Origin of the sequence: Shewanella sp. 6_MG-2023, assembly GCF_030547195.1 — a bacterium.
In the GTDB taxonomy this organism is placed as follows: domain Bacteria; phylum Pseudomonadota; class Gammaproteobacteria; order Enterobacterales; family Shewanellaceae; genus Shewanella.
In genome coordinates, this window is record NZ_JAUOQU010000001.1 from 61,623 (window position 1) to 87,786 (window position 26,164).

General features: G+C 41.6%; 22 protein-coding genes. 12 read left to right on the top strand and 10 right to left on the bottom strand.

Translation table 11 applies throughout. The features are described from left to right. Positions 1-70: 70 nt before the first annotated feature. Positions 71-1,585, bottom strand: coding sequence for a peptidoglycan DD-metalloendopeptidase family protein (locus tag Q4533_RS00310; protein ID WP_102439258.1), 1,515 nt, complete (start codon positions 1,583-1,585; stop codon positions 71-73). A 124-nt stretch (positions 1,586-1,709) separates the two neighbouring features. On the opposite strand from Q4533_RS00310, the gene tyrS reads away from it, so the two are divergent. Next, entirely contained in the window at positions 1,710-2,906 is a 1,197-nt protein-coding gene (tyrS, locus tag Q4533_RS00315) for a tyrosine--tRNA ligase (protein WP_102439257.1), read from the top strand. A 124-nt stretch (positions 2,907-3,030) separates the two neighbouring features. On the opposite strand, the gene Q4533_RS00320 is transcribed toward tyrS, so the two are convergent. From Q4533_RS00320 to gltB, 7 genes are all read right to left on the bottom strand, one after another. After that, a complete protein-coding gene (locus tag Q4533_RS00320) occupies positions 3,031-3,516 on the bottom strand; it encodes a nuclear transport factor 2 family protein (RefSeq protein ID WP_102439256.1) in 486 nt (161 codons plus the stop codon). Continuing rightward, the gene (locus Q4533_RS00325; RefSeq protein WP_102439255.1) at positions 3,517-4,143 is read right to left on the bottom strand and encodes a trimeric intracellular cation channel family protein; all 627 of its coding nucleotides are present in this window, start codon (positions 4,141-4,143) and stop codon (positions 3,517-3,519) included. Beyond that, the gene (locus Q4533_RS00330) at positions 4,136-4,516 is read right to left on the bottom strand and encodes a DUF2721 domain-containing protein (protein WP_102439286.1); all 381 of its coding nucleotides are present in this window, start codon (positions 4,514-4,516) and stop codon (positions 4,136-4,138) included. Before Q4533_RS00330 ends, Q4533_RS00325 begins: the two co-directional genes overlap by 8 nt. An 80-nt stretch (positions 4,517-4,596) precedes the next feature. Further along, complete coding sequence (locus tag Q4533_RS00335; RefSeq protein WP_303501296.1) at positions 4,597-5,598, bottom strand: cobalamin biosynthesis protein; 1,002 nt, start codon at positions 5,596-5,598, stop codon at positions 4,597-4,599. 103 nt (positions 5,599-5,701) lie between these two features. Beyond that, positions 5,702-6,394, bottom strand: a complete 693-nt coding sequence (locus tag Q4533_RS00340; protein ID WP_102439253.1) for a 5'-methylthioadenosine/adenosylhomocysteine nucleosidase — start codon at positions 6,392-6,394, stop codon at positions 5,702-5,704. 205 nt (positions 6,395-6,599) lie between these two features. Continuing rightward, complete coding sequence (locus Q4533_RS00345; RefSeq protein WP_102439252.1) at positions 6,600-8,012, bottom strand: FAD-dependent oxidoreductase; 1,413 nt, start codon at positions 8,010-8,012, stop codon at positions 6,600-6,602. Between the two features lie 6 nt (positions 8,013-8,018). Beyond that, the gene (gltB, locus tag Q4533_RS00350; RefSeq protein ID WP_303501298.1) at positions 8,019-12,467 is read right to left on the bottom strand and encodes a glutamate synthase large subunit; all 4,449 of its coding nucleotides are present in this window, start codon (positions 12,465-12,467) and stop codon (positions 8,019-8,021) included. Positions 12,468-12,982: 515 nt separating this feature from the next. On the opposite strand from gltB, the gene Q4533_RS00355 reads away from it, so the two are divergent. The 3 genes from Q4533_RS00355 (at position 12,983) to oxyR (ending at position 15,529) form a co-directional block, all read left to right on the top strand. After that, entirely contained in the window at positions 12,983-13,903 is a 921-nt protein-coding gene (locus tag Q4533_RS00355; protein WP_102475606.1) for a TIGR01212 family radical SAM protein, read from the top strand. 190 nt (positions 13,904-14,093) lie between these two features. Further along, positions 14,094-14,459, top strand: a complete 366-nt coding sequence (locus Q4533_RS00360; RefSeq protein ID WP_076542524.1) for an Hpt domain-containing protein — start codon at positions 14,094-14,096, stop codon at positions 14,457-14,459. 164 nt (positions 14,460-14,623) lie between these two features. Beyond that, on the top strand, positions 14,624-15,529 hold the full coding sequence (gene oxyR, locus Q4533_RS00365) for a hydrogen peroxide-inducible genes transcriptional activator OxyR (RefSeq protein ID WP_303410413.1): 906 nt from the start codon (positions 14,624-14,626) through the stop codon (positions 15,527-15,529). Between the two features lie 39 nt (positions 15,530-15,568). On the opposite strand, the gene Q4533_RS00370 is transcribed toward oxyR, so the two are convergent. Both Q4533_RS00370 and mutH read right to left on the bottom strand, forming a co-directional pair. Then, the gene (locus Q4533_RS00370; protein ID WP_102439248.1) at positions 15,569-16,645 is read right to left on the bottom strand and encodes an adenylate/guanylate cyclase domain-containing protein; all 1,077 of its coding nucleotides are present in this window, start codon (positions 16,643-16,645) and stop codon (positions 15,569-15,571) included. Between the two features lie 121 nt (positions 16,646-16,766). Further along, positions 16,767-17,432, bottom strand: coding sequence for a DNA mismatch repair endonuclease MutH (gene mutH, locus Q4533_RS00375; RefSeq protein WP_102439285.1), 666 nt, complete (start codon positions 17,430-17,432; stop codon positions 16,767-16,769). A gap of 733 nt (positions 17,433-18,165) precedes the next feature. Between mutH and rppH the strand changes: the two genes are divergently transcribed. The 8 genes from rppH to Q4533_RS00415 all read left to right on the top strand — a co-directional run bounded on the left by rppH (position 18,166) and on the right by Q4533_RS00415 (position 26,149). Next, on the top strand, positions 18,166-18,684 hold the full coding sequence (rppH, locus tag Q4533_RS00380; RefSeq protein ID WP_076542529.1) for an RNA pyrophosphohydrolase: 519 nt from the start codon (positions 18,166-18,168) through the stop codon (positions 18,682-18,684). A gap of 24 nt (positions 18,685-18,708) precedes the next feature. Next, on the top strand, positions 18,709-20,943 hold the full coding sequence (gene ptsP, locus Q4533_RS00385; RefSeq protein ID WP_303501300.1) for a phosphoenolpyruvate--protein phosphotransferase: 2,235 nt from the start codon (positions 18,709-18,711) through the stop codon (positions 20,941-20,943). A 160-nt stretch (positions 20,944-21,103) separates the two neighbouring features. After that, complete coding sequence (locus tag Q4533_RS00390; protein WP_102439246.1) at positions 21,104-21,907, top strand: sulfite exporter TauE/SafE family protein; 804 nt, start codon at positions 21,104-21,106, stop codon at positions 21,905-21,907. Between the two features lie 75 nt (positions 21,908-21,982). Beyond that, on the top strand, positions 21,983-22,834 hold the full coding sequence (locus tag Q4533_RS00395; protein ID WP_303501302.1) for a thymidylate synthase: 852 nt from the start codon (positions 21,983-21,985) through the stop codon (positions 22,832-22,834). A 501-nt stretch (positions 22,835-23,335) separates the two neighbouring features. Continuing rightward, on the top strand, positions 23,336-24,508 hold the full coding sequence (gene nhaA, locus Q4533_RS00400; protein ID WP_102439244.1) for a Na+/H+ antiporter NhaA: 1,173 nt from the start codon (positions 23,336-23,338) through the stop codon (positions 24,506-24,508). 14 nt (positions 24,509-24,522) lie between these two features. Beyond that, positions 24,523-24,909 carry a hypothetical protein gene (locus Q4533_RS00405; RefSeq protein WP_102439243.1) on the top strand — a complete coding sequence of 129 codons (387 nt, stop codon included), beginning with the start codon at positions 24,523-24,525 and terminating at the stop codon, positions 24,907-24,909. A 28-nt stretch (positions 24,910-24,937) separates the two neighbouring features. Next, entirely contained in the window at positions 24,938-25,870 is a 933-nt protein-coding gene (nhaR, locus tag Q4533_RS00410; RefSeq protein ID WP_076542538.1) for a transcriptional activator NhaR, read from the top strand. Positions 25,871-25,900: 30 nt separating this feature from the next. Further along, positions 25,901-26,149, top strand: a complete 249-nt coding sequence (locus Q4533_RS00415) for a succinate dehydrogenase assembly factor 2 (RefSeq protein WP_102439242.1) — start codon at positions 25,901-25,903, stop codon at positions 26,147-26,149. The last annotated feature ends 15 nt before the right edge of the window (positions 26,150-26,164 follow it).

Consider the following 26,164-nt stretch of genomic DNA (forward strand, 5'->3'; position numbering starts at 1 on the left):
TCTGTATGAAACTAGCCCAACAAAGGAATGGGTGACTAGAGAAACGCTAGTTCAATCGCGGCATCACAGGTTAATTACTGGCGTAATGCTGCTGCTTGTTTTGCTCAATTTTAGCCATTATTTGCTTGCTGAGTATATCAAACTGCGCTTTTTCTTTTTTATCAATTGGCTTAGATTGCGGTAACTTGATGGTTCTTGGATTGCGATGCACGCCATTAACGATAAATTCGTAATGTAAGTGAGCGCCAGTAACGCGACCTGTTTTTCCTAAAGTACCAATAATCTGCCCTTGCTTAACGGTTTCGCCACGTTTTACTTTGCGTTTTGTTAGATGCAGATATTTAGTGGTGTAGGTATCGTTATGCTTGATAAAGACATAGTTACCATTGTATTTGTTATAACTTGACTCAATCACTTTACCGCGACCTGCAGCTTTAATAGGGGTACCAATAGCAGCCACATAATCTACCCCACGGTGTGCTCTAACCTGGCCTGTGACTGGGTGTAAGCGACGCGGATTAAAGCTTGAGCTGACATATTTAAAGTCAACAGGTGAGCGAAGGAAGGCTTTTCGCATGCTACTGCCTGTTTCTGAGTAATATTCGCCATCGGTATAACGTACAGCTGTGTAGCGCTCACCTTGGTTAACAAATTCGGCGGCTAAAATGTTGCCGGTACCAATAAATTGGCCATCAACAAACTCTTCTTCAAACATCAATGAGAAATGATCGTCTTTACGTATATCTAGAGCGAAATCGATATCCCAACCAAAAATGTTGGCAAGTTGCATAATATGGTTAGCTGATAAACCGGCGCTGGCTGCAGCGCTCCAAAAATTAGTACTAATATTGGCGGTGATGAACTTCGTTTCTAAGGTAATGGACTTAACATTGACCTTTTCTTCGAATTTATCATCAAACTTTGAAATCAATAGAGTAGAGACTTTGTCCATTTGATAACTAATTTGAGTCACTTCATCTTGGGCATCTTTAGAGACAATAATCTCTTCACCGGGCATGATTTTGAGTAAATTTTTCTTAGATACAGGCAAACGGGTAATTTGATAAACATCTTTTGGACTTAAGCCTGCTCTATTGGCTAAGCCACCAAAAGTGTCACCTTTAGCGACTTTAAAGGTTTTATGTGACAGTAAATCTGCTTCACGATAGGGTACGGCATTTTCAACATCTGCTTGGGTGGCTAATAAGCCGTCTGAGGCTGTCATTAATGGGTTTAAATCAGCAATAGGATTACTTTCTTGCGAAGGGCGAAGCTGAGCATCATTATTGCTTGCCGTTATAGTGTTTGCTGGGGCGCTGCCTCCAGGCGGGGTAGGGGTTCTAAAGGCCAGCGGTACAGAGTATTGGCTTTGTTTGTCATTGTTGCTGACATGACCTTCTTCAGACAAAGGGTCTTGGATGCCAATTCTATCGGAAATATCAACTGTACCAGTGTTAGCTTGTTTGGATGCTTGGGCATTATCTGATGGGAATAACACGATAACTATCGTGAGAATAACTAATGAACACAGTGCAATTTGGTGCACTTTAGGGAGCAATTTAAATAAAGTGATAAACTTTGCCATTGACCTAGGTACCAATTTCTCTTTTTCGTTGTAATCCCCTTAGTGTACACACTTTCAATTACTGTGGCTAACAAGTAACATAGGCGTCTTATTTTTTATCCAAGCTGCAGGAGTAGGTGCCGAAATGGCTGATTTAGACCAAGTGTTAGCAGAAATTAAACGCGGTACTGACGAGATTTTAGTTGAGTCTGATCTGCTAGAAAAACTTAAAGAAGGTCGTCCTTTAAGAATTAAACTAGGTGCAGACCCAACCGCTCCAGATATTCATTTAGGTCACACGGTGATCTTAAATAAGCTACGTACCTTCCAAGAGTTAGGTCATGAGGTGATTTTCCTTATTGGTGACTTTACCGGTATGGTTGGTGATCCTAGTGGTAAAAACACCACGCGCCCGCCATTAACTCGTGAAGATGTACTGGCCAATGCTGAAACATACAAAGAGCAGGTATTTAAAATTCTTGACCCGGCAAAAACCCGCATTGAGTTTAACTCATCGTGGTTAGAGTCACTGGGCGCTGCAGGTATGATCCGTTTAGCATCACAACAAACCGTTGCACGCATGATGGAACGTGATGACTTTAAAAAGCGTTATGCTGGTGGTCAATCAATTGCAATTCATGAGTTTATGTATCCATTACTGCAAGGCTACGATTCAGTTGCATTAAAAGCTGACGTTGAATTAGGCGGAACCGATCAAAAGTTCAACCTATTAATGGGTCGTGAGCTACAAAAAGCGGAAGGGCAAAAGCCACAAACCGTGATCATGATGCCTTTATTAGTGGGTTTAGACGGCGTGAAGAAAATGTCTAAATCGGCACATAACTACATTGGCGTTAGCGAGCCTGCAAATGAGATGTTTGGCAAAATTATGTCAATCTCAGATGACCTAATGTGGAGCTACTTTGAATTGTTGTCATTCCGCCCATTGGCTGAAATTGCACAATTTAAGCAAGATGTTGAAAACGGTCAGAACCCACGTGATATCAAAATTGCCTTAGCAAAAGAAATCATCGCCCGTTTTCATGATCAAGCTCAAGCAGACTCAGCACATCAAGCCTTTATTGATCGTTTCCAGAAGGGCGCTATTCCTGATGATATCGAAGAAGTTGAGCTTGAAGCTGGCGAAGGCTTAGCGATTGCTAACTTACTTAAGAGTGCGGCACTGGTTGCTTCAACATCTGATGGCATGCGCATGATCAAGCAAGGCGCGGTTAAAATGGATGGCGAAAAGCTCACTGATACGCGTCAGGTATTTACTGCGGGTATGACCGCGGTATTCCAAGTAGGTAAGCGCAAGTTTGCTAAAGTTTCGCTTGTATAGGCAGACAATAAATTCTGATGGGGCTTAATCCCTAAAAGCAAAAAACGGCTCAATGAGCCGTTTTTTTATGGGTAAAATTTACCAAATAATGGCAATCTACACAGGTTTTTAGCGCGAGTTAACTTTATTGTGACTCAAGTTGATCGGACATGGTTTGATAGTCCATTAAGTCAACTTGTTCTGTCACCCGCTCGGTTTTCATATCGAACTTTAAGGTGGTAACACCAGGCACGGCGATTTCAATAATCTTGCCGGGTTTGCCAAATTGATCACCTGGGCCTCTAAGGTGGTAGTTACCAATGAGTACCACTAAAGAGCCAGTATTAAACATGTGCTCAATATTCAATTTATACTCAAGAACGCCATCATGGGCGCGCTGGAAAAACTCGATAATATGACGACCGCCGGTGTATTTTACATTGGCGGTTTTATCAAAAAAGACGCTTTCACGATTATAAAACTTCTTTAAAGTGCGGTAATCATGGCTGGTTAATGCTTGCATGTATTGCACTGCAAGCTGCTGCTGTTTTGGCATTTCGCCGCTATTAGCCAGGCTTGAAGTGCTCCAAATACTACTCAATAAACAGCATACTAATAAAATGAGTCGCATCTAATGGCCCTTAGTTTTTAAATCGAATGCAGGTAATGATAAATGCCAGCGAATTGCACTTAAGCGAATAATCAAGGTGCTAAACATGGCCAAAAACAGCGCGTAAGTGCTATCCATGCCAACTGCAATACTCAAGGTATAACAGATACCGCCAACAATAGAGGCAGTGGCATATATTTCGGTGCGCAGCACCATAGGCACTTGCTGGCATAATAAGTCTCGGATAATACCACCACCGACACCGGTGATTAAACCTAAGATCACCGCAGACATGCCAGATAACCCTAGTTGCAATGCTTTTTCTGCACCAATCACGGTAAACAGAGCCAAGCCAAAGGCATCGGCTATGGGGAGGGTTAACTTAGGTAATTTATGAGGTTTACGAACTAAAATGAAACAGGCAATCACGGTTGCCAAAATGACCACCACATAACTAGGGTTACTGATCCAAAACACCGGTGTTGAGCCAATAAGCGCATCACGAATACTGCCGCCACCAATGGCGGTCACTGAGGCCAAAACAATTACCCCAAATGGGTCCATTTTATGCTTACCTGCGGCTAATGCGCCTGATAAGGCAAAGACCGCGGTGCCACACAAGTCAAAAAAGTAAATCCACTCAATCATTGCTAAGCTCTTTTAAGTGGATATTGAGTGCATCGACCGAAATACGGATTTCAACTACAGATAAAATCAGTGAATAAAGTAAAAATAATAAACTCACCCCAAATACCATTGAGCCGATATCAAACAGCCCCAAATAAATAAAAATCATGCTAATGACACAGATGGCAAAACTGATGACGCCTGCTTCTTGCATGCGTCTAATAATCTTAATGCGCTGACGAAGGTTTTTAATTTGTTCGCTATTAATTGGCTTACCTGAGGAGCTTAAGTTTCTGATTAAAGCTGCTAATGCGAAAAAACGGTTAGTGTAAGCTAACAACAATAATGAAATAGCTGGGAATAACAAACCTGGGGTCGTTAAAGATATTTGCAGATTATCTAACAAAAGGAGTCGCCTCTACATCAAACAACAAAAATGACTAAGCTGGGTATAATAACCTTTTTATAATAAAGTTACATCGCTTGAAACCACCTTAATGCGGTCCACAAAATCGGAATGGCAATGGTAAAACAAATCCAAAAGCTGATTGCCCATGATGTCAAGCTGATCGCGTTGCGGATATCTTGAGTAAGCGGCATTCTTGATGGGTTTATCTTGCTTAATTCAACTCGTTGCAATTGGTGTTTTAAGATAAATTTTTGCGGCCCGCCTAACTCCACTTCCAACACTTTACTGCCAATGTATAAGCTTGAGTAACCGAACACTCCAGCTGTATGAGCTGGCTGTTTAACTAATGCTGATACGTTTTTTAATTTGCCTTGCAAAATTAAAGTCAGATTCCACAGTAAACTGGGGAGAGCAAAAATGATTTGGTTGAGGGCATAAATAGGGGCGCTAAAGTAGCGGTATTGCGGCACGTAATTAGGCCAGCAATGTTCTAATTGACTTAGCAAATGGATAAATAACACCAAGGGGGCACCGCCAATGGCAAAAAATAAGATGGTGGCGACAGTGCCATAACTTGGGCTGATTAATAGCCTTTCAATGGTGGCTTTACAAATACCGACTTCTGACAAACTATCGGTTTGCTGAATTAGCCATGGGCTCAGTAACTTTTTGGCTCGTTGTTTATCATTAAGCTTTAGGGAGTTTACAACGTCATTCGCGATGGGTCTGAAGCCTGCGTCACTGATGCAAAAATACACTAATAAAAAGTCAAAAAACCAAGGGTACACTGCCAGCGACAAGATAAAGTAAACGCTAAACCACAGTGGTAAAATCAGTAACAGTGTTGCGAGTAGGCCGGCGGTAACTTGCTGTTGAGAAGAACGCTGTGGATGGTTAACTTTCGCGCTTAATTTATTAGCCAGTAGCTGAAAAAAAACAATTGGCTGCAAATGTCTAGGTATTGGCGCCACTCTAGAAATGAGCAACGCCATAAAAAGCACCAGACAGTTAGCTAGAAAACTACCATCAACCGTAATGAGCTGTTGGTAAAAAGAACTATCAAACAATGTCATAGCACCTTATTAGTCCACATCCACAGTGTTAACCCTATTGGCAGAACGACATCATTTTGCTGCCAATAACGGCTAAATTAAATTACCTTGGGCTTCTTTATAGGTTTTTTAGTAATGCAATGACCATTAGTGCTGAGTAATGACCTGCTTTTACAATGTAGGAATCAAAATCAACAGGCGAGTCGTTGTTAGCATTATCTGATAATGAGCGGATGACAACAAACGGCACCTTAAATTGATGACAAACTTGCGCAATCGCAGCGGCTTCCATTTCACATGCCGCCATAGTTGGGAAGTTAGCCAGCATCACTTTTGTGCGTTCAGGATCGCAAATAAAGCTATCACCTGTGGCGATTAAACCTTCAATCACCTTAGCTTCACCTAATGATGAAATAGCCGCTTTAGCGGCAGTGACTAACTTTTCATCAGGGATGAAAGCAGCAGGCTGCGATGCCATTTGACCAATTTCATAACCAAAGGCGGTTACATCAACATCGTGATGACGTACTTCAGATGAAATAACAATATCGCCAATATTTAAACTGTCAACAAATCCACCTGCAGAGCCAGTGTTAATCACAGCGTCAACCTTAAAGTTGTTGATAACTAATGTGGTTGCAACGCTGGCAGCGACTTTACCAATGCCTGAACGGGTGACGACAACATCTTTACCTGAAAGTTGTCCTTCAACGAATTCGATTCCCGCTACAGTTGAGTGTACTGGATTGGTCATTGATTCAATTAGGTGAGCAACTTCAGGTTCCATTGCACCGATAATAGCGATTTTCATAATTAGCGTCTCAAACAGTTCATTTAAATAATGGCGGCTAATATAGCACAAAAGCAAACAGGGAATGAGCACTGTAGTAGCAATTTCAGCAAATAAAAAAGCGCATCAAAAGATGCGCTTTAAGAGCTTTGCTATCACAAGTTTTGCTATTAATCAGCCCAAGCTGTGTTATTGACCGCGGCTTGTCAGTGGCTGCAAAAGTGAGTTATGCGTCTTCAAAAGCGTTTAAAATCCCTTGAGCTGCATCGCGGCCTTCAGCAATAGCGGTAACGACTAAGTCTGAACCACGTACCATATCACCACCGGCAAACACTTTCGGGTTGGTTGTTTGGAAAGGGTTATCGTCAAACTTACTGGCTTTTACTAAACCCCATTCATTGGTTTCAATGCCAAAGTCGCTAAACCAAGCTGCAGGGCTGGCTTGGAAACCAAAGGCAATGATAATGGCATCAGCTTCAAGGGTTTGCTCACTACCGGCAATGACTTCAGCTTTTTGACGACCAGATTCATCGGCTTCGCCCATTTGAGTTTCTACACACTCAATGCCTGTGACTATGCCATCTTGCTCTTTGATTGCCACCGGTTGACGGTTAAATAAGAAGTTGACGCCTTCTTCGCGGGCATTTTGCACTTCACGGCGAGAGCCTGGCATGTTTGCTTCATCACGACGATAAGCACAAGTGACGCTTTTAGCCCCTTGGCGCACAGCAGTGCGGACACAATCCATAGCTGTATCACCACCGCCTAATACCACCACGTTTTTACCTTCAAGGCTTAAATATGGGTTTTCAGAGCATTCAGTGCCCATTAAATGATGAGTATTACCAATCAAGTAAGGCAGTGCTTGAATGACACCTTGACTGTCTTCACCGGGTAGGCGAGCTTTCATTGCTGTGTAGGTACCCATGCCGAGGAACACAGCATCATAACCATCTAGCAGGCTTTGAAAGGGAATGTCTTTACCAACGGTAACGCCCATTTTAAATTCAATGCCCATACCTTCAAGTACACTACGTCGGGTGGCCATAACCTCTTTATCAAGCTTGAAAGATGGAATGCCATAAGTCAGCAAACCACCAATCTGTGGGTATTTATCATATACCACAGCTTTAACACCGTTACGACTTAAGATATCAGCACAACCAAGGCCCGCTGGCCCTGCACCAATAATTGCCACGCGCTCTTTGCGTGGCTTCACTTTTGTCATATCGGGTCGCCATCCCTGGCTGATTGCAGTATCGGTAATGTATTTTTCAACATTACCAATGGTGACTGCGCCGAAATCATCATTGAGGGTGCAAGCCCCTTCACATAGACGATCTTGAGGGCACACTCTGCCACATATTTCTGGCAAGGTATTGGTTTCATGAACCAAATCTGCCGCTTCTAGAATACGACCTTGTTCGGCCAGTTTTAGCCAATTAGGAATGTAGTTATGCAGTGGACACTTCCACTCGCAATAAGGATTACCACAATCTAAACAACGGTCTGCCTGCTCAGCCACTTGAGGCTGAGAAAACGGCTGATAAATCTCAATAAATTGAGTTGAACGTTTCGAAGCGGCGTGTTTAGTTGGATCTTTACGATCGACTTCTATAAATTGAAAATCATTACTCATCTTAATTTACCCCGCCTTTACTGCAAGTTCCGGGCTTTTTTGCTCAATTTTGAGCAAGTCAGCAACGGCAATGTTCTTCGGCTTCACTAATACAAAACAATCTAACCAGTTCTCAAAATCACTTAAGATCATTTTGGCATGCTCACTGCCAGTGGCGCTTGCATGCTCTTCAATCAAGCCTTTAAGGTGTTGCTGCTGTATTGTTGATTCTAGTTTTTGGGTATCAACAAGCTCAGTATTAACTCGGCGACTAAAGTGATTAAAGCGATCAAAGATATAAGCAAAACCACCCGTCATACCTGCGCCGAAGTTAACCCCTGTTTTACCAAGAACAACTACGATGCCGCCAGTCATGTACTCACAACCGTTGTCACCCACACCTTCAACCACAGCTACGGCGCCAGAGTTACGCACCCCAAAACGCTCGCCAGCTTGACCTGCAGCATAAACTCGGCCGCCAGTTGCACCATATAGACAGGTATTACCCATAATGGCACTGCGCTCACTTTGGAATGGGCTGCCAACAGGAGGATGGATAATAATCTTACCGCCAGACATGCCTTTACCGACATAGTCATTAGCATCACCAATTAGCTCTAAATCTAACCCCGGGCTATTCCATACCCCAAAGCTTTGACCTGCACTGCCGTTAAATTGCAGTGTGATAGGTGATTTAGTGCCATCTTTACCAATGTTGGTGGCAATAAAACCTGATAATGTCGCGCCGATTGAGCGGTCGGTATTGTTAATGGCATATTGCTTGGTTAACGCCTCACCGGCTAATACCGCTTGGGCTGTGTCTGAAACAATTTGTAGATTTAACTCACCTTTATCAGAAGGCGGGTTTAACTCTTTCCAAGTTATAGCACTTCCGTCAGCGACTTTTGGCTGATATAAAATTGGCGCTAAATCGAGTCCTAACTGCTTGGCTGTTTGGCCTTCAAGGGCATATAACCAATCAGTACGGCCGACTAAATCTTCAAATTTAGCAACGCCTAATTTTGCCATCCATTCACGGACTTCTTGAGCGACAAACTCAAAGTAAGTAATTACTCGCTCTGGCAAGCCATGATAATGCTTGTCACGTAAGTTTTTATCTTGGGTTGCTACACCGGTTGCGCAGTTGTTTAGATGACAAATACGCAGATATTTACAACCTAAAGCAATCATAGGTACGGTACCAAAGCCAAAGCTTTCTGCACCTAACAACGCGGCTTTAATGATGTCTTGACCGGTTTTTAAGCCGCCATCGACCTGTAAGCGAATTTTATGACGCAAACCATTCTCAACCAGTGATTGATGCACTTCCGCAAGGCCAAGCTCCCATGGTGAGCCAGCATATTTAACTGACGTAATTGGACTGGCACCAGTACCGCCATCGTAACCTGATATGGTGATCATATCGGCGTAAGCTTTCGCAACACCCGTTGCGATGGTGCCAACGCCCGGCTCAGATACCAGTTTCACTGACACTAAAGCTTTAGGGTTGATTTGCTTTAAATCGAAAATCAGCTGGGCTAAATCTTCGATAGAATAAATGTCATGATGCGGCGGTGGCGAAATTAAGGTAACCCCAGGGCGCGCATGACGAAGACCAGCGATTTCAACACTCACTTTATGGCCAGGTAACTGACCACCTTCACCGGGTTTTGCCCCTTGAGCGACTTTAATTTGCAATACATCAGCATTAACAAGGTAGTGGGCTGTAACGCCAAAACGGCCAGAGGCAATTTGCTTAATCGCTGAGTTACGTTCGCTATTGAAACGACTTGGGTCTTCACCACCTTCACCAGAATTTGAACGGCCACCAATGCGGTTCATAGCAACGGCTAAGGCTTCATGGGCTTCCGGACTTAATGCGCCGATACTCATTGCAGCGCTATCAAAACGTGGGAATAAGTTTCCGGCAGCTTCAACATTTGACTCGTCAATGGCCGCATTTGTGCCTTTAATGCCAATTAAGTCACGTAAGGTCGCAATAGGGCGGTCATCGACTAACGCTGCAAATTTCTTATATTTCGGGTAATCCTGATCTTTAAGACTTTGCTGTAACGTATTGACGACATCGGGGTTGAAACTATGATACTCGCCGCCTTCAACATACTTTAATAAACCGCCTTGTGGCAGTGGTATGTGAGCGCGAAACGCTGCAGTATGAAGCACTTTTTGATCGGTAGCTAAATGTTCAAAGCTTGCACCTTCAATACGGCTAATCACGCCTTTAAAGCACAATTCAATTACATCTGAAGATAAACCAATGGCTTCAAATTGCTGGCTACAACGGTAAGAGCCTACAGTACTGATCCCCATTTTCGACATGATTTTACGCAGGCCTTTTTCAATACCTTGGCGGAAGTTCAACATCAAGATACTGTCATCTTCTACTTGATGTTTCTTTGCCATGGCTGAAATAGACTCATAAGCCAGATAAGGGTAAATCGCTGTCGCGCCAAAACCTAATAGCACGGCAAAGTGATGTGGGTCGCGCGCTGATGCAGTTTCAACAATAATGTTGGTGTCACAACGTAAGCTTTGATCAACAAGGCGTTGCTGCACCGCGCCCACAGCCATAGCGGCAGGGATCACTTGAACATTTTTAGCGGCGGCTCTGTCTGACAGGATTAGTAAGGTTGTGCCACTTCTTGCTAAACGCTCAGCTTCATCGGTAATGCGCTCGATAGCTTGCTTTAAGTTTTCGTGGGCGTCGTAGTTTAAATCAATAGTATTCGCACGGTAGTAACTGCTATCAAGACCAAGTAACTGATTAAAATCACTAAAAAGTAAAACGGGTGATTCAAACATCACTCGATAAGCCACGCCGGTTGTTTCGCAAAATAAGTTTTGCTCGCGCCCAATACAGGTGGTTAACGACATCACATGTTTTTCACGTAATGGATCAATAGGCGGGTTGGTGACTTGTGCAAACTTTTGACGGAAATAGTCATACAGTGAGCGAGATTTTTTCGACAATACCGCCATTGGAGTATCATCACCCATTGAGCCAGTAGCTTCTTCACCTTTACTTGCTAGCACCCAAATAACTTGCTCTAACTCTTCACGGCTGTAACCAAATTGCTTTTGATACTGAAGTAACACATCAGCACTAAAATTACTGGCGCCTTGTTGAGCGGCATCAATTTTGGTCGCAGGTTTTAAGGTGCGGCTATTTTTAGCCATCCATTCTTTGTATGGGTGGCGACGTTTTAAGTCATTATCGATTTCAAATGACGAATACAAACGGCCATTCATGGTATCGAGTACTAATAATTCGCCAGGGCCAACACGGCCTTTTTCTACCACTTCATCGGCAGAATAATCCCAAATACCCACTTCTGATGCCAGTGTTAGGATGCGATCCTTGGTTATAACGTAGCGAGAAGGGCGTAGGCCGTTACGGTCTACGGCGCAGGCAGCATGGCGGCCATTGCTCATTACGATGCCAGCAGGGCCGTCCCACGGCTCCATATGCATCGAGTTGAAATCATAAAATGCTTTCAACTCATCATCCATTTCAGGATTACTTTGCCAGGCTGGTGGTATAAGTAAGCGCATAGCACGGTATAAATCCATGCCACCGGCTAATAGCATTTCCAGCATATTATCTAATGATGATGAATCAGAGCCAGTTTCATTAACAAAAGGCGCGGCTTGTTGTAAATCAGGCAATAGCGGTGAATTAAATTTATAAGCACGGGCTCTGGCCCATTGGCGGTTACCGGTAATGGTATTGATTTCACCATTATGTGCTAAAAATCTAAATGGCTGCGCTAATGGCCACTTCGGCGAGGTGTTAGTTGAAAAGCGCTGATGGAATAAGCAAATGGTGCTTTTGAGACGAATATCGGCTAAGTCAGAATAAAATGCTGGCAAGTCTGCAGGCATCATTAAGCCTTTATAGACAATAACCTCACCCGATAAGCTGGCAACATAGAAGTCGCTATCATCGATGATTTGCTGTTCAAGACGGCGTCTGGCCATATAAAGCCGACGTTCTAAATCTTTTTCACGCCAGCCCACAGGGGCATTAATTAACACTTGGTAAATTTGTGGCAGGCTTTTGCGGCCAATCTCACCCAGTACATCAGGGTTTACAGGCACCTTTCTCCAACCGGCAACACTTAAGGTTTCACGCTGGAGTTCTTTTTCTAAAATGGCTTTTGCGGTTTCAGCTTTGACTGGATCTTGGCTGAGAAATAGCATGCCCACTGCAAACTTGCGGCTAAGGTGCCAATCATTTTCAGTTGCAATGGCTGCAAAAAAGTCTTTCGGCATCGACATTAATAGTCCACAGCCATCACCTGTGCGACCGTCTGATGCTATCCCGCCACGGTGTTTCATTCTATCCAAACCGTGAATAGCAGTACGGACAATACGATGGCTAGCATCGCCATCCATTTGGGCTATTAAACCAAATCCACAATTGTCCCGCTCAAAACTGGGATGATATAAGCTCATACAAAAACTCCCTAAACCTAACTTAATACGACTCGGATAATGCGGAGAAGTTCTCATAGATATGCACCCGAACCACCCAAATTAGCTTGATAATGGATAAAGGTCAAACTTAAATTACTCAACAAAATGAATTGTTACTGTTATTACAAATGTTATAAAAAAGCTACCTTACGTTAACGTAAGATGTTTTTTTGTTCGTATAACCTTATGAATAAAAAGAATTTTAAAATTACAAAATTGTCACTTTTACTTTTGGTTAACATTTGGTGTTGATTGATATTGATTTATGGATAGTGAATTTATTTTCAAGTACAGTTTGAACAGGTAAATTGCCTTAAATGATTATTTATTCAATTAATTTGACTAAGAGTTGTAACTGCCAAGTTCAAAAATGTGCCCTTTGTCACTGTGTGAATATAAATTAATCGATTTATTTACTGTTTTTTTGATGTGGCACTAAGTTTTTATCTGTCAGAGCCTGTATTGTCTGCCACTTTTTGCCGTCAGGAGCAATTGTGGGTTTAGATGATTTTGTAAATACCTTCGGTGCAGTATGTAAGCAGCAATATGGCGGCAGAATTAAAAAGCTGACAATTGATGCTAAGTTCACTTGCCCAAATCGAGATGGAACCTTAGGTAAAGGCGGCTGCACTTTCTGTAATGTGTCGTCATTTAGTTATGAGCAAGGCACTGAAGCCAGTATCTCTGAGCAATTAAAGCAAGGTAAGCAGCGCTCGCTAAATGATAGTGCCAAATATATTGCCTATTTTCAGGCTTATACGAGTACCTATGATGAGTATCAGGTGCTAAAGACGAAGTATGATGAGGCCATTAAAGATTCAGATATTGTTGGCTTACATATTGGTACCCGCCCGGATTGTGTACCAGATGATATTTTAGATTTGTTAGTCAGTTATCAAGATAAGGGGACTGAAGTCTGGCTTGAGCTTGGCTTACAAACTTCAAACAATGACACCTTAAAGCGCATTAACCGTGGTCATGACTTTGCTTGTTATCAAGATACAGTGCAGCGCGCTCGAAAACGTGGCATTAAAGTCTGTGCTCATTTGATCCTTGGCTTGCCCGGTGAAGACTATAGTGATTACTTGCGCAGTTTGAACAGTGTCATTGAAACCGGAGTTGATGGCATTAAACTGCATCCATTACATATAGTAGAAGGGAGTGTAATGGCTAAGGCATGGCGTCATAAAGGGATGGCATTACTCACAAAAGAAGACTACGCCAACTATGCCAGTGAGCTTATTCGTCATACACCTAAAGATATTATTTTTCACAGAGTCACAGCTTATGCTAAAAAACCGCTATTACTGGCGCCTGATTGGTGCGGTTATCGATGGGAAGGCTTAGTGGCTATCGTGCAAAATTTAGCGGCTAACGGTGGACAAGGGCACTATTTGTCAGCCCAAAAAAACTAAAACTCAATCTTTAACTGCAATTTATGAAAGTTTATTCACTTACTTTATAAAGTTTTTTTAACAGCTTGTTAAAATACTGTGCTCATTTGCCAGAAATTAGACTTGAAAAGCCTTGTTTAGTTGCATAGGGGATTTTAGCGAGTATTATAAATTCAATTTTAAAGTTATGAATTGATTAAGAGGTGCCGAGATGGCCACAGTTGAGTTAGAGTCTGTATTGGATCTCAATACGTTAGAGCAATATTGTAGTGCTATTGGTGCTGGAACTTTATTAAAAAGTGTCGTGTTATTTGAGCAGCTAATGCCTGAATATTTAGGAAGCCTCATTAAAGCGAATGAAGCGAATGACAAAGATACCCTTTGTGCTGAAGCGCATAAATTTAAAGGTGCTGCAGGTTCTGTTGGATTAAAGCGTATTCAGCAATTTGCACAGCTTGTTCAACATGGCGAAGAGCCAGCTTGGGATACTGAGCATGATAAATGGTTAGGTCAAATCGTTGAGCATGCAGGTTCAGATCTACAGCAATTAAAAGAATTTTTAGAAGCAAAAGCTTAATTGCTTTTGACTTTTAAAAGCCCCGCAAGGGGCTTTTTTTTGCCTTTAAAAAAGTAACAGCATTAAATTTGCTGATTATGCGGACTAGATCCAGCTTAATTTATTGTTATTTATGTTTAGTTAATTCATTATTTGAATGACATCATCTTATGGTAATCGATTAAATGAAAAACCTGCCAAGCCTTAAAAATCTATTTTATTTAGTGAATTTGCATCAAGAGCAAAACTTTAACCGAGCGGCAAAGTCTTGCTTTGTTAGTCAGTCGACTCTTTCAAGTGGGATTCAAAACCTTGAAGAGCAATTGGGATATCAGCTTATCGAGCGTGATCATAAATCATTTATGTTCACAGCCATTGGTGAAGAGGTGGTTGATAGAGCGAGAAAATTATTGACGGATGTTGATGATCTTGTCGAATTAGTTAAAAACCAAGGTGAACCAATGACAGGTGAAATCCGCTTAGGTTGTATTCCGACCATAGCGCCTTTTTTATTGAGTCGAGTGGTAAAACAGTGCCAAGCTGATTATCCCCAATTGAGTTTATTGCTAAGGGAAGACACCACAGAAAGTTTGTTAGCATCACTGGGAAAAGGTGAGCTGGATTTACTTATTTTAGCTTTGCCTGTGGATACTACAGGTTTTCATAGTATGAAAGTGGGCATTGACCCGTTTAAAATGGTGGTTCATCAGGAACTATCTAATGGGATCCATGTGCCTATTGATTATCAACAAATGCCCGATGAAAGTATTTTCTTACTGCAAAGTGAGCATTGTATTACTGGCCATGCGATTACGGCTTGCCAATTAGGCAATAGCGCTAAGATTAACCCCTTTGCCGCCACGAGTTTACATACTCTGGTGCAAATGGTGGATAGTAAGTTAGGAACGACCTTTTTACCGCAAATGGCCATTGATGCTGGTATTTTGAATGACACTGAACTTAAGATTATGACACCGCCTGGTGAAGCGCCATATCGTGATATTGGATTGGTTTGGCGACAAACCACTAGTCGTATTTCAACCTTTAGAACCTTAGGCTTGATGCTAGAAGGCTTATTGCAAAAGCAGTAATCAAGCTGGCAACGGTTTATCTTGTTTGGTGTTGTTTCATTAAGGGGTTATTTTCGGAGCTACACCAAATACTTCAATTTCGTGTTTTTTACCTTTTAGCATCATTGCACCTAAATCAGTTAAATCGTATTGGCTGGTTTGACGTTCTAAACGGTGGGCGACTTCACCGGAGATCAACATTCTCTGACCTAAAGGGTTACACTGATCTTGAAGCCTTGCGAGGGTATTGAGTACATCGCTAAAGTAGCTAATTTCTTGCTTATGAACGCCAACTACGGCAGCGACAACCTGACCACAATGGGCAGCAGCTTTAAATTTGGGTACAAAACCATAATGTTCTTCAAAGTAAGCGCGATGCCAGTTTAACTGTTGGCTGAATTCATAATAGATATTCATACAGCGATCTTCTTTAACACCTTCATCTAACGGCCAATGAATTAATACGGCATCACCCATATAACGGTAAATTTCAGCTTCATTATTGGTTACTGTATCTGCCAGCATGCTAAAACTATCTTGGATTAGACGACTGAAACGGTAATCACCTAATGTTTCTGCATGAGCGGTAGATGACACCATATCCACAAATAAAAATAGTCGGTGTTCATAACGTGGCTGGTGGTATTTACCTAAACCTATGTTAAGTAACACTCTTGGGCCTACAAGTAGCGCCATTTGTTCAATAAAGGCTAAGCCGACGCGTACCACGGCGAGATAAATCACTAAGGCCTGAAATGCTGGGCTGTATAAAATATGCGCAGTAAGCATTTGCCTTAGTGATACTAAATGGTTTTCTATGGCCCACATGTTTAAAAATTGGGTGACATAAGCCAGCGTCATGGCACCGAGTAGTAAAAATAGGCCTTTAAATATGACTGAAAAAATATAGGGCAGGCGGCTGATGGCGCTAAAATCGGCAATAAGGTTAGACATCCAATGCAGGCAGCCGAATACGAAGCCCATAAAAATAGCTAGCGTTGCTAAGTCTATTTTTCCGATGGCCCATTGAGGTAAATCAGGAGTTTGTGAATATCGGAAAAAGACAAATGCGCTCATGGCAATACACCATGCTAAAATCGCAAATAATAGCTTTCTTGTCTGACGACGTACTTTCACAGGATTATATCGAGTCCGTTGATATTTTAAGACAGGCTAGTTTATAGAAAATTCCCATACTTGTCATAGTGGTATTTACAATAGTTTTAATAAAAAGCCTTTATATTTACAGTTTGTAACGCTAACTAAATGCATTTGTTAGTATTTGGTGGGTAAAGTTGATCTTTAAATAGAAACCTCGGGGATTAGAGAGCTTAATCAGACCGTCTTCGGCAATTGACTCAGTTAATGCTTGGCTATTGGCTGCCTTTGGTCTTAGTTGTAATACTTCACCATGACGAGCGGTGATTTGCTCTACTTTTCCTATGGCGATTAATTCCATTATCTCTTCCCAGTCTTGCTTTAACTGGACATATTGTTGTTGATTGGGTTGCCATAATACTGGTGAGCCTATTTTTCGCTCAGCGACAGGGATACTTCTTTCACCCTGAATGGGGATCCACAGCACGTGTTGTAATTTATGATAAACCACACTGTCTTCCCAAGTGAGCCCTTGAATATTGGTCAGTGGGGCAACGGTGACATAGGTTGTTTCTATTGGTTTACCCTGTTTATCAATTGGAATGGTTTTTAACTCAATCCCCAAATGAAGAAAGTCTTGCTGTGGTTTTGAGCCTGCCGTTGCCCCTAGCTCCATTTCAATCAGTTGTCCTACCCAGCCTTTGTCTCTTCTTAAGTTTTCTGGCACGTTTACGCCATGCTCTTTTGCTATGTCACCTAAACTGACACCAGCCATGTCATAGGCTCTTTGCATCAATTCATCGATTGAGTTTGGTGGGGTATTCATCATGGAGCAATGTCTTACTTTTAAAAGTTCGCGTGTATTAAAGTGTACTGTTTTATCTATTATTTTAAAATGACAACTACTGGTTGTTTTTTAAGCGCCTTGGCAGGTTAAAGTTATCCAAGGTTTTGCAGTAATATATTGCTTTGTTTATTAACGACTTTTATGAATGCTGGTGAGTTTGTTTGACCATTTTATAAAGTTACACTCCTTTTGCTCCACTATTTCACACACACTTATCCACAGAATGAATGAATAACTTTAATTTGTTTATGCTTAGCGGATATTTTTTTGACAGTCAATGGTGAAAAATAGCTTTATTTTGATATTTATAAAATAAATATGTTGTTTTTTGTGTATAACTTATTTCGCCTGTATGGCCACAATTAATAATTACCTTTGCTGTTTAAAAAGTGACCTCTTGTGTGATTTAATTATAAGTTAACAATGCTGCAAAAGGTCAAGTTGTTGTATTGATTCGTTTTATTGCTGTTGATTTGGTTTTGTCAAGGACAGTGGCTGTCACTGTAATTTAGCCTGTTTAGAGTTATTTTAGAGTTTCAAACAGAGATATCCACAGATTTTGTGGATAATAATGATAACTAAGGTCATCATCTGTTGATAAAAGTTGCTAAGGGCTTATTTTATCCAAGTGTTCTATTGAAATAGTCGTTTGCCCGTAGGCGAGCTTTATGAAACAATCTAGTCATTAATTTGTAGTGAAATTGGAGTCCATGTGATTGATAGCGACGGCTTTCGCGCAAATGTGGGCATTATTATCTGTAACAAATATGGTCAAGTAATGTGGGCCAGACGGTTTGGACAACATTCATGGCAATTTCCTCAAGGCGGTGTAGATGATGGTGAAACCCCAGAACAAGCCATGTACCGAGAATTGTATGAAGAAGTCGGTCTTAAACCTGAAAATGTGCAAATTTTAACGTCAACACGTTCATGGCTGAGATATCGTTTGCCTAAGAGGTTAATTAGGCAAGAAAGTAAACCAGTTTGTATTGGTCAAAAACAAAAGTGGTATCTATTACAACTGAAAGGCAGTGACGACACGATTAATTTGAATTCCTGTGGTCATCCAGAGTTTGATGATTGGCGTTGGGTGAATTATTGGTATCCAGTCAGACAAGTCGTTTCTTTTAAGCGTGATGTTTACCGTAAAGTTATGAAGGAGTTTTCCTCTATTACATTGGCATTTCAAGGCCGCGAGCCTAGCCGAAAAAGAGGCCGTTATAGAAATTAGCTGATCAAAAAAGGATGTGAAGCAGTGCTAAATACGCTTAGGGATATTACACAGTCTGTCGCCAGTGCTAATAGCTTAGAGACGGCATTGTCATTATTGGTTTCCCAAACCAAGTTGGCAATGCAAACGCACTGCTGTTCTATTTATATTCTTGAACAGCAACAATTGGTGCTTTCTGCTACAGAGGGCCTTGCACCTAATTCCATCAATCGTGTCAAAATGCCTTTATCTGAAGGCTTAGTGGGCTTAGCGGCAGAAAAAGAAGAAGCTGTTAACCTTGCCGATGCAAAATCACACCCCAGATTTAAACTATTTCCTGAAGTTGAAGAAGAAGAGTACCGCGCATTTCTGGCAGTACCTATAATCTTTCAAAAACAGGTTGTCGGCGTCATTGTGGTGCAGCAACCGCAGCCGAGACAGTTTAGTGAAAATGAAGAAGCCTTTTTGATGACTTTGGCGGCCCAACTAGCGGTTGTGGTTCGTAATTTGAAAAACAAAGCTGCGATCAGTAATGTTCAACAACAAGTCGTCTTCAAAGGTACTTCAGCGTCAAAAGGTATCGCCATTGCTGATGGCTTTGTGCTTGGTGGTGCTATCTCTCTCGATCAGCCCGAAGAACAAGCCACAGACTTAGCAACAGAAATTCAGCGTCTAAAAGCTGCTATGCAACGCTGTAGTGATATTATCAGCACTTTATCCCAACGTTTTGATCGTGAAAATGTAGATGATGTGGCCTCTATTTTTTCAGCTTTACAATTACTGTTAGGTGAAGCCAGTCTTGGTGGCGAGTATCTACGGGAAGTGAATTTAGGTTGGCAAGCCGAATCTGCCGTTAGCCGGGTGTCTAAACGCTATATTGAGCAGTTTATCGCGATGGAAGACCCGTATTTAAAAGAGCGGGCCAGTGATATTCGTGAATTAGGCCAAAAAGTTTTACGCCAATTAATCGAACCAGACAAAATAGAACTCGCACCTGATAAACCGGTCATACTGGTGGCGAAAGAGGTTGATGCCACATTATTAGCAGAGTTTCCTCGAGGAAAACTTGCAGGAATAGTCACAGAACTTGGCGGGGTCAATGCCCACGCAGCAATATTGGCAAGAGCCTTGGGTGTGCCAGCAATTGTTGGTGTTGATCAGGTTTTATCTGCAGATGTTGACAACAAAAAGTTAGTGCTAAATGCCAATAGCGGCCAATTATTAATTTCGCCATCTGATGCCATTATTCATGAATATCTTTGCTTAATTTCTGAGAGTAAAGCCCAGCAACGACAATTTTCTGCTGAAATATCCTTACCCGCTGAAACCTTAGACGGTCAAAGAATACAGCTTTATTTGAATGCCGGTTTATTAAGTGGTTTAAGCACCGATATGGCAGAAGGCGCTGATGGTATTGGACTGTACCGCACTGAAATTCCCTTTATGCTGCATCAACGCTTTCCCAGTGAACTTGAGCAAGTTCAAGTTTATAAACAAGTACTATCGGCAGCGCGAGACAGACCTGTGGTGATGCGCACCCTTGATGTGGGCGGTGATAAACCATTGCCTTATTTTCCTATCACAGAAGATAATCCTTTTTTAGGCTGGCGTGGCATCCGCTTATCTTTAGATCACCCAGAACTGTTTTTAATGCAATTACGCGCGATGTTGACAGCCAATGCTGACTCTTCACAATTGCAGATATTGTTGCCTATGGTCAGTAATTTAGACGAAATCGATCGAACATTACTTTACCTAGAACAGGCATATTCAGAGCTGACTGAAGAGCTCGCAAGAGAAATACCCAAACCTAAAATAGGGGTAATGCTTGAAGTCCCATCTTTGCTTTTCCAATTAGAAGATGTGGCTAAAAGAGTTGATTTTGTTTCTGTAGGTAGTAATGACTTAACCCAGTATTTGCTTGCGGTGGATAGAAATAACCCCTGTGTCAGTTCATTATTTGATAGTTTTCACCCTGGCGTATTAAGGGCGCTAAAATGGACTATTACTGACTGTAACCGTTTTCAGCTTGATGCCAGTATTTGCGGTGAACTTGCTGGCGAGCCCATGGGCGCCTTATTGTTAGTGGCTATGGGCTACGAAAAACTCAGTATGAACCAAGGCAGTATTGCGCGGATAAACTATCTACTTAGACGGATTAACAAAGCTGAACTTGAGCGATTACTAGACCAGGTATTAAGCTTGTCTAATGGTGAGCAAGTCAGGCAATTATTGAATCAATATTTGCAACAGCGTAATTTGCTGTCGATTTTAGACTAATGACAGGCCAACGTGACGCTTATTGCAGTAATTTCAAATCAGCAATTTAAAATCAGCAAGTTGAAATAAAAATACTGAAGCAAAGTTAGTTAATTAAACAAGTTGATAAAAGCAACTTGGCTAAGTCAATTTACACATTTTTCATTGTTAGGGCTGTACGTTGGACAATATATTGTTAGTTTTTTCACTTTGCTTGTTATTAGGCGCAGTGGTTGGATTTTTTGCTGGTTTGTTAGGCATAGGTGGCGGGCTTATTATTGTACCGGCACTGATTTATTTACTGCCCTGGATAGGCATAGAGTCCAGCCAACTCACCCATGTAGCCATTGCCACCTCGTTAGCCTCAATTATTATGACCTCGTTTAGCTCTGCTATTGCCCATCATAGACACGGTAATATCCCTTGGGAGCTTTTTAAGCCCATGTTGCCGGGTATTGTGGTTGGTGCGTTAGCATCGGCTTTTATCTCAGAACAAATAGCAGCCAATGTATTACAGCAGGCTTTCTCGATATTTGTCACAGTGATGGCAATACAAATGGCATTTCCATTAAAACCCAAAGCCGTAGCGAAAGTGCCAAGTTTTAAGCTGATGTTTATCGTTTCAATGCTAATAGCTGTTGTTGCCGGCTTAATGGGCATTGGCGGCGGGGTACTGCTGGTGCCTTTCTTGTGCTATTGCGGTTTACAAATGCGTCAAGCGGTTGGCTTTGCGTCGGTAACAGGTTTTTTAATCGCGATAGCGGGTACTGCGGGCTATGTTATTGCCGGATTAAATGCCACTGACTTACCCACTTGGACAGTCGGTTATATTTATATTCCCGCATTAGTGGGGATCATCATTACCTCTATGCTTATTGCACCTTTAGGGGTAAAGGCCGCCAGTATTTGGCCAACGCCGATACTGAAAAAGATATTCGCAGTTTTGCTGATGGTAATAGGTTTAAAGCTCGCGCTTTCTGCTTAAAAAAATTACACTAGCCACGAGTTTTGATAATTAATATTCTGCAAATAACAAACGTTTTAATAATAGGACAATAAAATGCGTCAGTATTTAGATCTCTGCAACCACATCGTTGAAAACGGCCACTGGATTGAAAATAAACGTACAGGTAAGCGCTGTTTAACGGTGATCAATGCAGATTTACAATACGATGTTGCTAATAATCAATTTCCCATTATTACGACTCGTAAAAGCTTCTGGAAGGCTGCAATTGCTGAGCTTATTGGCTACATTCGTGGTTACGATAATGCCGCAGATTTTCGCGCCATCGGCACTAAAACCTGGGATATGAACGCCAATGACAACCAAAGTTGGTTAAACAATCCACACCGCAAAGGTGAGGATGATATGGGCCGAGTATACGGAGTGCAAGGAAGACGCTGGAAAAAACCTTGTGGTGGAAGCGTTGATCAGCTTGCTAAAATTGTCGATAACTTATCTAAAGGGGTTGACGATCGTGGTGAGATTATCACTTTCTATAATCCTGGTGAGTTTGACATGGGCTGCTTAAGACCTTGTATGCATACTCATACTTTTTCGCTTCTCGGTGATACCCTTTACTTAACAAGCTATCAGCGTTCATGTGATGTGCCTTTGGGGCTTAACTTTAATCAAATTCAGGTGTACACCTTTTTAGCACTAATGGCGCAGATCACTGGAAATAAGCCAGGTCTGGCTTATCACAAGATCATTAATGCGCACATTTATGAAGATCAACTTGAATTGATGAAAACTGAGCAACTTGTCCGTGATCCATTCCCATCGCCACAGTTGAATATTAATCCTGATATAAAAAGTTTACGTGACTTGGAAACTTGGGTCACCATGGATGACTTTGAAGTGATTGGTTACCAACATCACGAAGCAATTAAGTATCCCTTCTCCGTATAAATCACATTTCAGCCATCATTTCACCCAATGGCTTTGGTTTACATCTAAACCAAAGCCATTGTCTTCTACTGCGTAAAGTATCGACGATTTTTAAACCCGATAATGAAAATAACAGCTAACCTTTAATGATCTTATGGGGACAGTGTATGCAAAACAGCCTCATTGCTAAGTTGCTTTTTAAGACTAAAAAGACAATGTTAGTTAATAATGCTTGTGATAATAATTTTGCAGAGTATTGTAAATAAAAGATTAATTAATTTAGCTGATTGTATTTTTATTCAGCAGTTGATATTTTTTTCAAGAAGCTTGTTGGTAATTGATTAGCTTAAAAAAGCGATATGTTGGCAATTTGGGCTCACGTTAATACACTTAAATGTGATCTTGTTCGTGTTATTTTGTTTAATACCTCGGAAATCCCGACATATAAGACCCAAACTAACGATTATGATTGTTTGAATAATTCCGCTAGACTCGAATTAATTGTTTTTTGTGGAGAAAATTATGGAACGTGCAATTAAGAATTTCTTAAGTCAAGAATCTGCAGGGGGTATCATTTTGATGATCTCTGTAGTGCTGGCGATGTTAATGGCAAATTCGCCATTAGCGGGTTTATACAGTGGTTTTCTTGATACAGAAGTCCAAGTACGTATCGGTTCACTGGATATAGATAAGCCATTACTGTTGTGGATTAATGATGGTCTTATGGCGTTATTCTTCCTACTAATTGGTTTAGAAGTTAAACGTGAACTGCTAGAAGGTGCGCTTTCAAGCGTTTCAAAAGCATCATTACCTACCTTTGCTGCTATTGGTGGTATGTTGTTCCCAGCGTTATTTTATTTAGCGTTCAACTACTCAGATCCTGTGACTCAAGTGGGCTGGGCAATTCCAGCTGCGACTGATATTGCCTTTGCACTCGGTATCATGGCGCTACTTGGTAGCCGTGTTCCGGTGGCATTGAAAGTCTTTTTACTTGCATTAGCCATTATCGATGACTTGGGCGTAATCGTCATTATCGCACTATTTTACAGTGCTGATTTATCGATGGTAAGCTTGATTGTTGCAGCTATTTCAATTGTATTAATGGTTGCTCTGAACCGCAAAGGTGTCAGCTCACTGATCCCTTACGGTTTACTTGGTCTGATCTTATGGGTTGCAGTGCTTAAATCTGGCGTACATGCCACATTAGCAGGTGTGATTATTGCGTTCTGTATTCCATTGCGGGCTAAAGACGGCTCATCACCATCTGAGCATTTAGAGCATAGCCTACACCCTTGGAGCACCTTCTTCATTCTACCCGTATTCGCCTTTGCCAATGCAGGCTTATCACTTGCAGGTATGAGCGTAACCTCGTTAGTTGAGCCAGTAACTATCGGTATTATCTTAGGCCTACTATTAGGTAAGCCTGTAGGTGTATTACTGTTTAGTTATGTTGCGGTAAAACTAAAATTAGCTGAATTACCACCAGGAATTGGCTGGAGTCAAATTATCCCTGTGGCAGTGATGACTGGTATTGGTTTCACTATGTCAGTATTTATTTCGTCGCTTGCCTTTGATGGTGCACCTGATCAATATGGTGATTTTGCAAGATTAGGTATTTTAACCGGTTCAATGCTAGCTGCATTAGTGGGTTATTTCTGGTTAAACAAGGTGCTTCCTAAAACTGAAGCAAAATAAGCTGGAGTGATTAAATGAAACTTAAACTGCTAATGTTAGCCTTTGCTATTGGGGCCGTTGTTCCTGCCCAAGCAACGTCATTCAATGTTTGTCAAAAGGATGTTGAATCAAGCGAGTGTAAAAGTTACTTAGATGGTGTGGTTGATGGTGCATTGATGTACCACGACGACGCTTCTGCTAGCCGATTAGACGCTGATAGTGGCTATGAGTCTCGAGCGCTTAAATACCGCGCAGGTAAACGCTATCAAGAGGCTAACCGCAGTTTTTGTGCAGAAAGAGTCCCTGACAAGGCTGATATTGTTTTGGCCATTCAAGAACAAACGGCCAATAAAAACATCAATGACCTAAATGAGTTGTCGATATTAATTGATAGCTTGTTGAACTGTCAGAGACTAAAATAAGTCATCTTTCATTAGCTGGCTTATATGAATGCAACATTTAAATTATAACCATCTATATTATTTTTGGATGGTTAGAAAGAAAGGGACGGTAGCCAAGGCTGCCGTCGCTTTATGTTTAGCCCCGCAAACTATCACAGGTCAAATTCGCGCTTTAGAAGAACGCCTCAATGGCAGTCTATTTAAACGTGTCGGCCGCAACCTTGAATCCACCGAACTTGGTGAAATCGTATTTCGTTATGCTGATAAGATGTTTAGTCTAAGCTACGAAATGATCGATTTACTCTCTTATCAAAAAGATGACTCAGTGTTATTTGAAGTGGGTATTGCTGATGCCCTGTCTAAAGCCTTAGCCAGTCGCGTTTTACTGACAGTGATCCCAAGTGACGGTTCAATGCATTTGAGCTGTTATGAATCAACCCATGAAAGCCTGATAGCAAGGTTACGTGAACATAAATTAGATATGATTTTATCTGATTGTGCTGGCGTATCACTTAAATACCCTGAAATCTTATCCAAAAAGTTAGGCGAGTGCGGTATTAGCTTTTTCTCTTCATCAAAGCCCTCTGCTGACTTTCCAGCATGTCTTGAGCAAGAGAAATTACTGATCCCAGGCAAGCGTACTTCCCTTGGGCAACAGTTACATCGCTGGTTTGCTGAAAAAAATCTTAATGTGAGTATTTTAGGTGAGTTTGATGATGCAGCTATGATGAAAGCATTTGGTTTGTTTAAGCGCGGTATATTTGTTGCTCCCTCTATTTATCGTCATGATATACTCTCCCAAGGCATGGTATTACTGGGTGAAACCACTGATATTAAAGAAGAGTATCATGTCATGTTTGCTGAGAGGATGATTCAACACCCTGCGGTTCAACGCTTGTTAGAAACAGACTTTAATGATTTGTTTGCTGGTGTTGATCCACAAGTTCAAGATGTTGAGCATCGAAGTTTGCAACATCTATAAAGTATCCGAAGAGATGTTAGGAGAAGTACATTGGAATTAATGAATATAGCAAGAGTGCGCTGGGCTTGTCGAAGAGGGATGCTTGAGTTAGATGTTCTTTTTCAACCTTTTGTAGAGCAACATTACCAAGCTTTAGCTGATAAAGATAAGCAAACCTTCATTGATTTATTAGCCTGTGAAGACCCTGAGTTATTTGCTTGGTTTATGGGGCATGAAGTTTGCCCTGATGCTGCTATGGCTGACATGATAGTTACGGTTCGTGGTCGCCCTCAACCATAAGCTAGTTTATAGCGA

Excerpts from the sequence above, each read along its gene's own strand:
- Q4533_RS00310 (WP_102439258.1), bottom strand. The coding sequence starts at position 1,585 with ATGGCAAAGTTTATCACTTTATTTAAATTGCTCCCTAAAGTGCACCAA.
- tyrS (WP_102439257.1), top strand. The coding sequence starts at position 1,710 with ATGGCTGATTTAGACCAAGTGTTAGCAGAAATTAAACGCGGTACTGAC.
- Q4533_RS00320 (WP_102439256.1), bottom strand. The coding sequence starts at position 3,516 with ATGCGACTCATTTTATTAGTATGCTGTTTATTGAGTAGTATTTGGAGC.
- Q4533_RS00325 (WP_102439255.1), bottom strand. The coding sequence starts at position 4,143 with ATGATTGAGTGGATTTACTTTTTTGACTTGTGTGGCACCGCGGTCTTT.
- Q4533_RS00340 (WP_102439253.1), bottom strand. The coding sequence starts at position 6,394 with ATGAAAATCGCTATTATCGGTGCAATGGAACCTGAAGTTGCTCACCTA.
- Q4533_RS00345 (WP_102439252.1), bottom strand. The coding sequence starts at position 8,012 with ATGAGTAATGATTTTCAATTTATAGAAGTCGATCGTAAAGATCCAACT.
- gltB (WP_303501298.1), bottom strand. The coding sequence starts at position 12,467 with ATGAGCTTATATCATCCCAGTTTTGAGCGGGACAATTGTGGATTTGGT.
- Q4533_RS00360 (WP_076542524.1), top strand. The coding sequence starts at position 14,094 with ATGGCCACAGTTGAGTTAGAGTCTGTATTGGATCTCAATACGTTAGAG.
- oxyR (WP_303410413.1), top strand. The coding sequence starts at position 14,624 with ATGAAAAACCTGCCAAGCCTTAAAAATCTATTTTATTTAGTGAATTTG.
- mutH (WP_102439285.1), bottom strand. The coding sequence starts at position 17,432 with ATGAATACCCCACCAAACTCAATCGATGAATTGATGCAAAGAGCCTAT.
- Q4533_RS00395 (WP_303501302.1), top strand. The coding sequence starts at position 21,983 with ATGCGTCAGTATTTAGATCTCTGCAACCACATCGTTGAAAACGGCCAC.
- nhaA (WP_102439244.1), top strand. The coding sequence starts at position 23,336 with ATGGAACGTGCAATTAAGAATTTCTTAAGTCAAGAATCTGCAGGGGGT.
- Q4533_RS00405 (WP_102439243.1), top strand. The coding sequence starts at position 24,523 with ATGAAACTTAAACTGCTAATGTTAGCCTTTGCTATTGGGGCCGTTGTT.
- nhaR (WP_076542538.1), top strand. The coding sequence starts at position 24,938 with ATGCAACATTTAAATTATAACCATCTATATTATTTTTGGATGGTTAGA.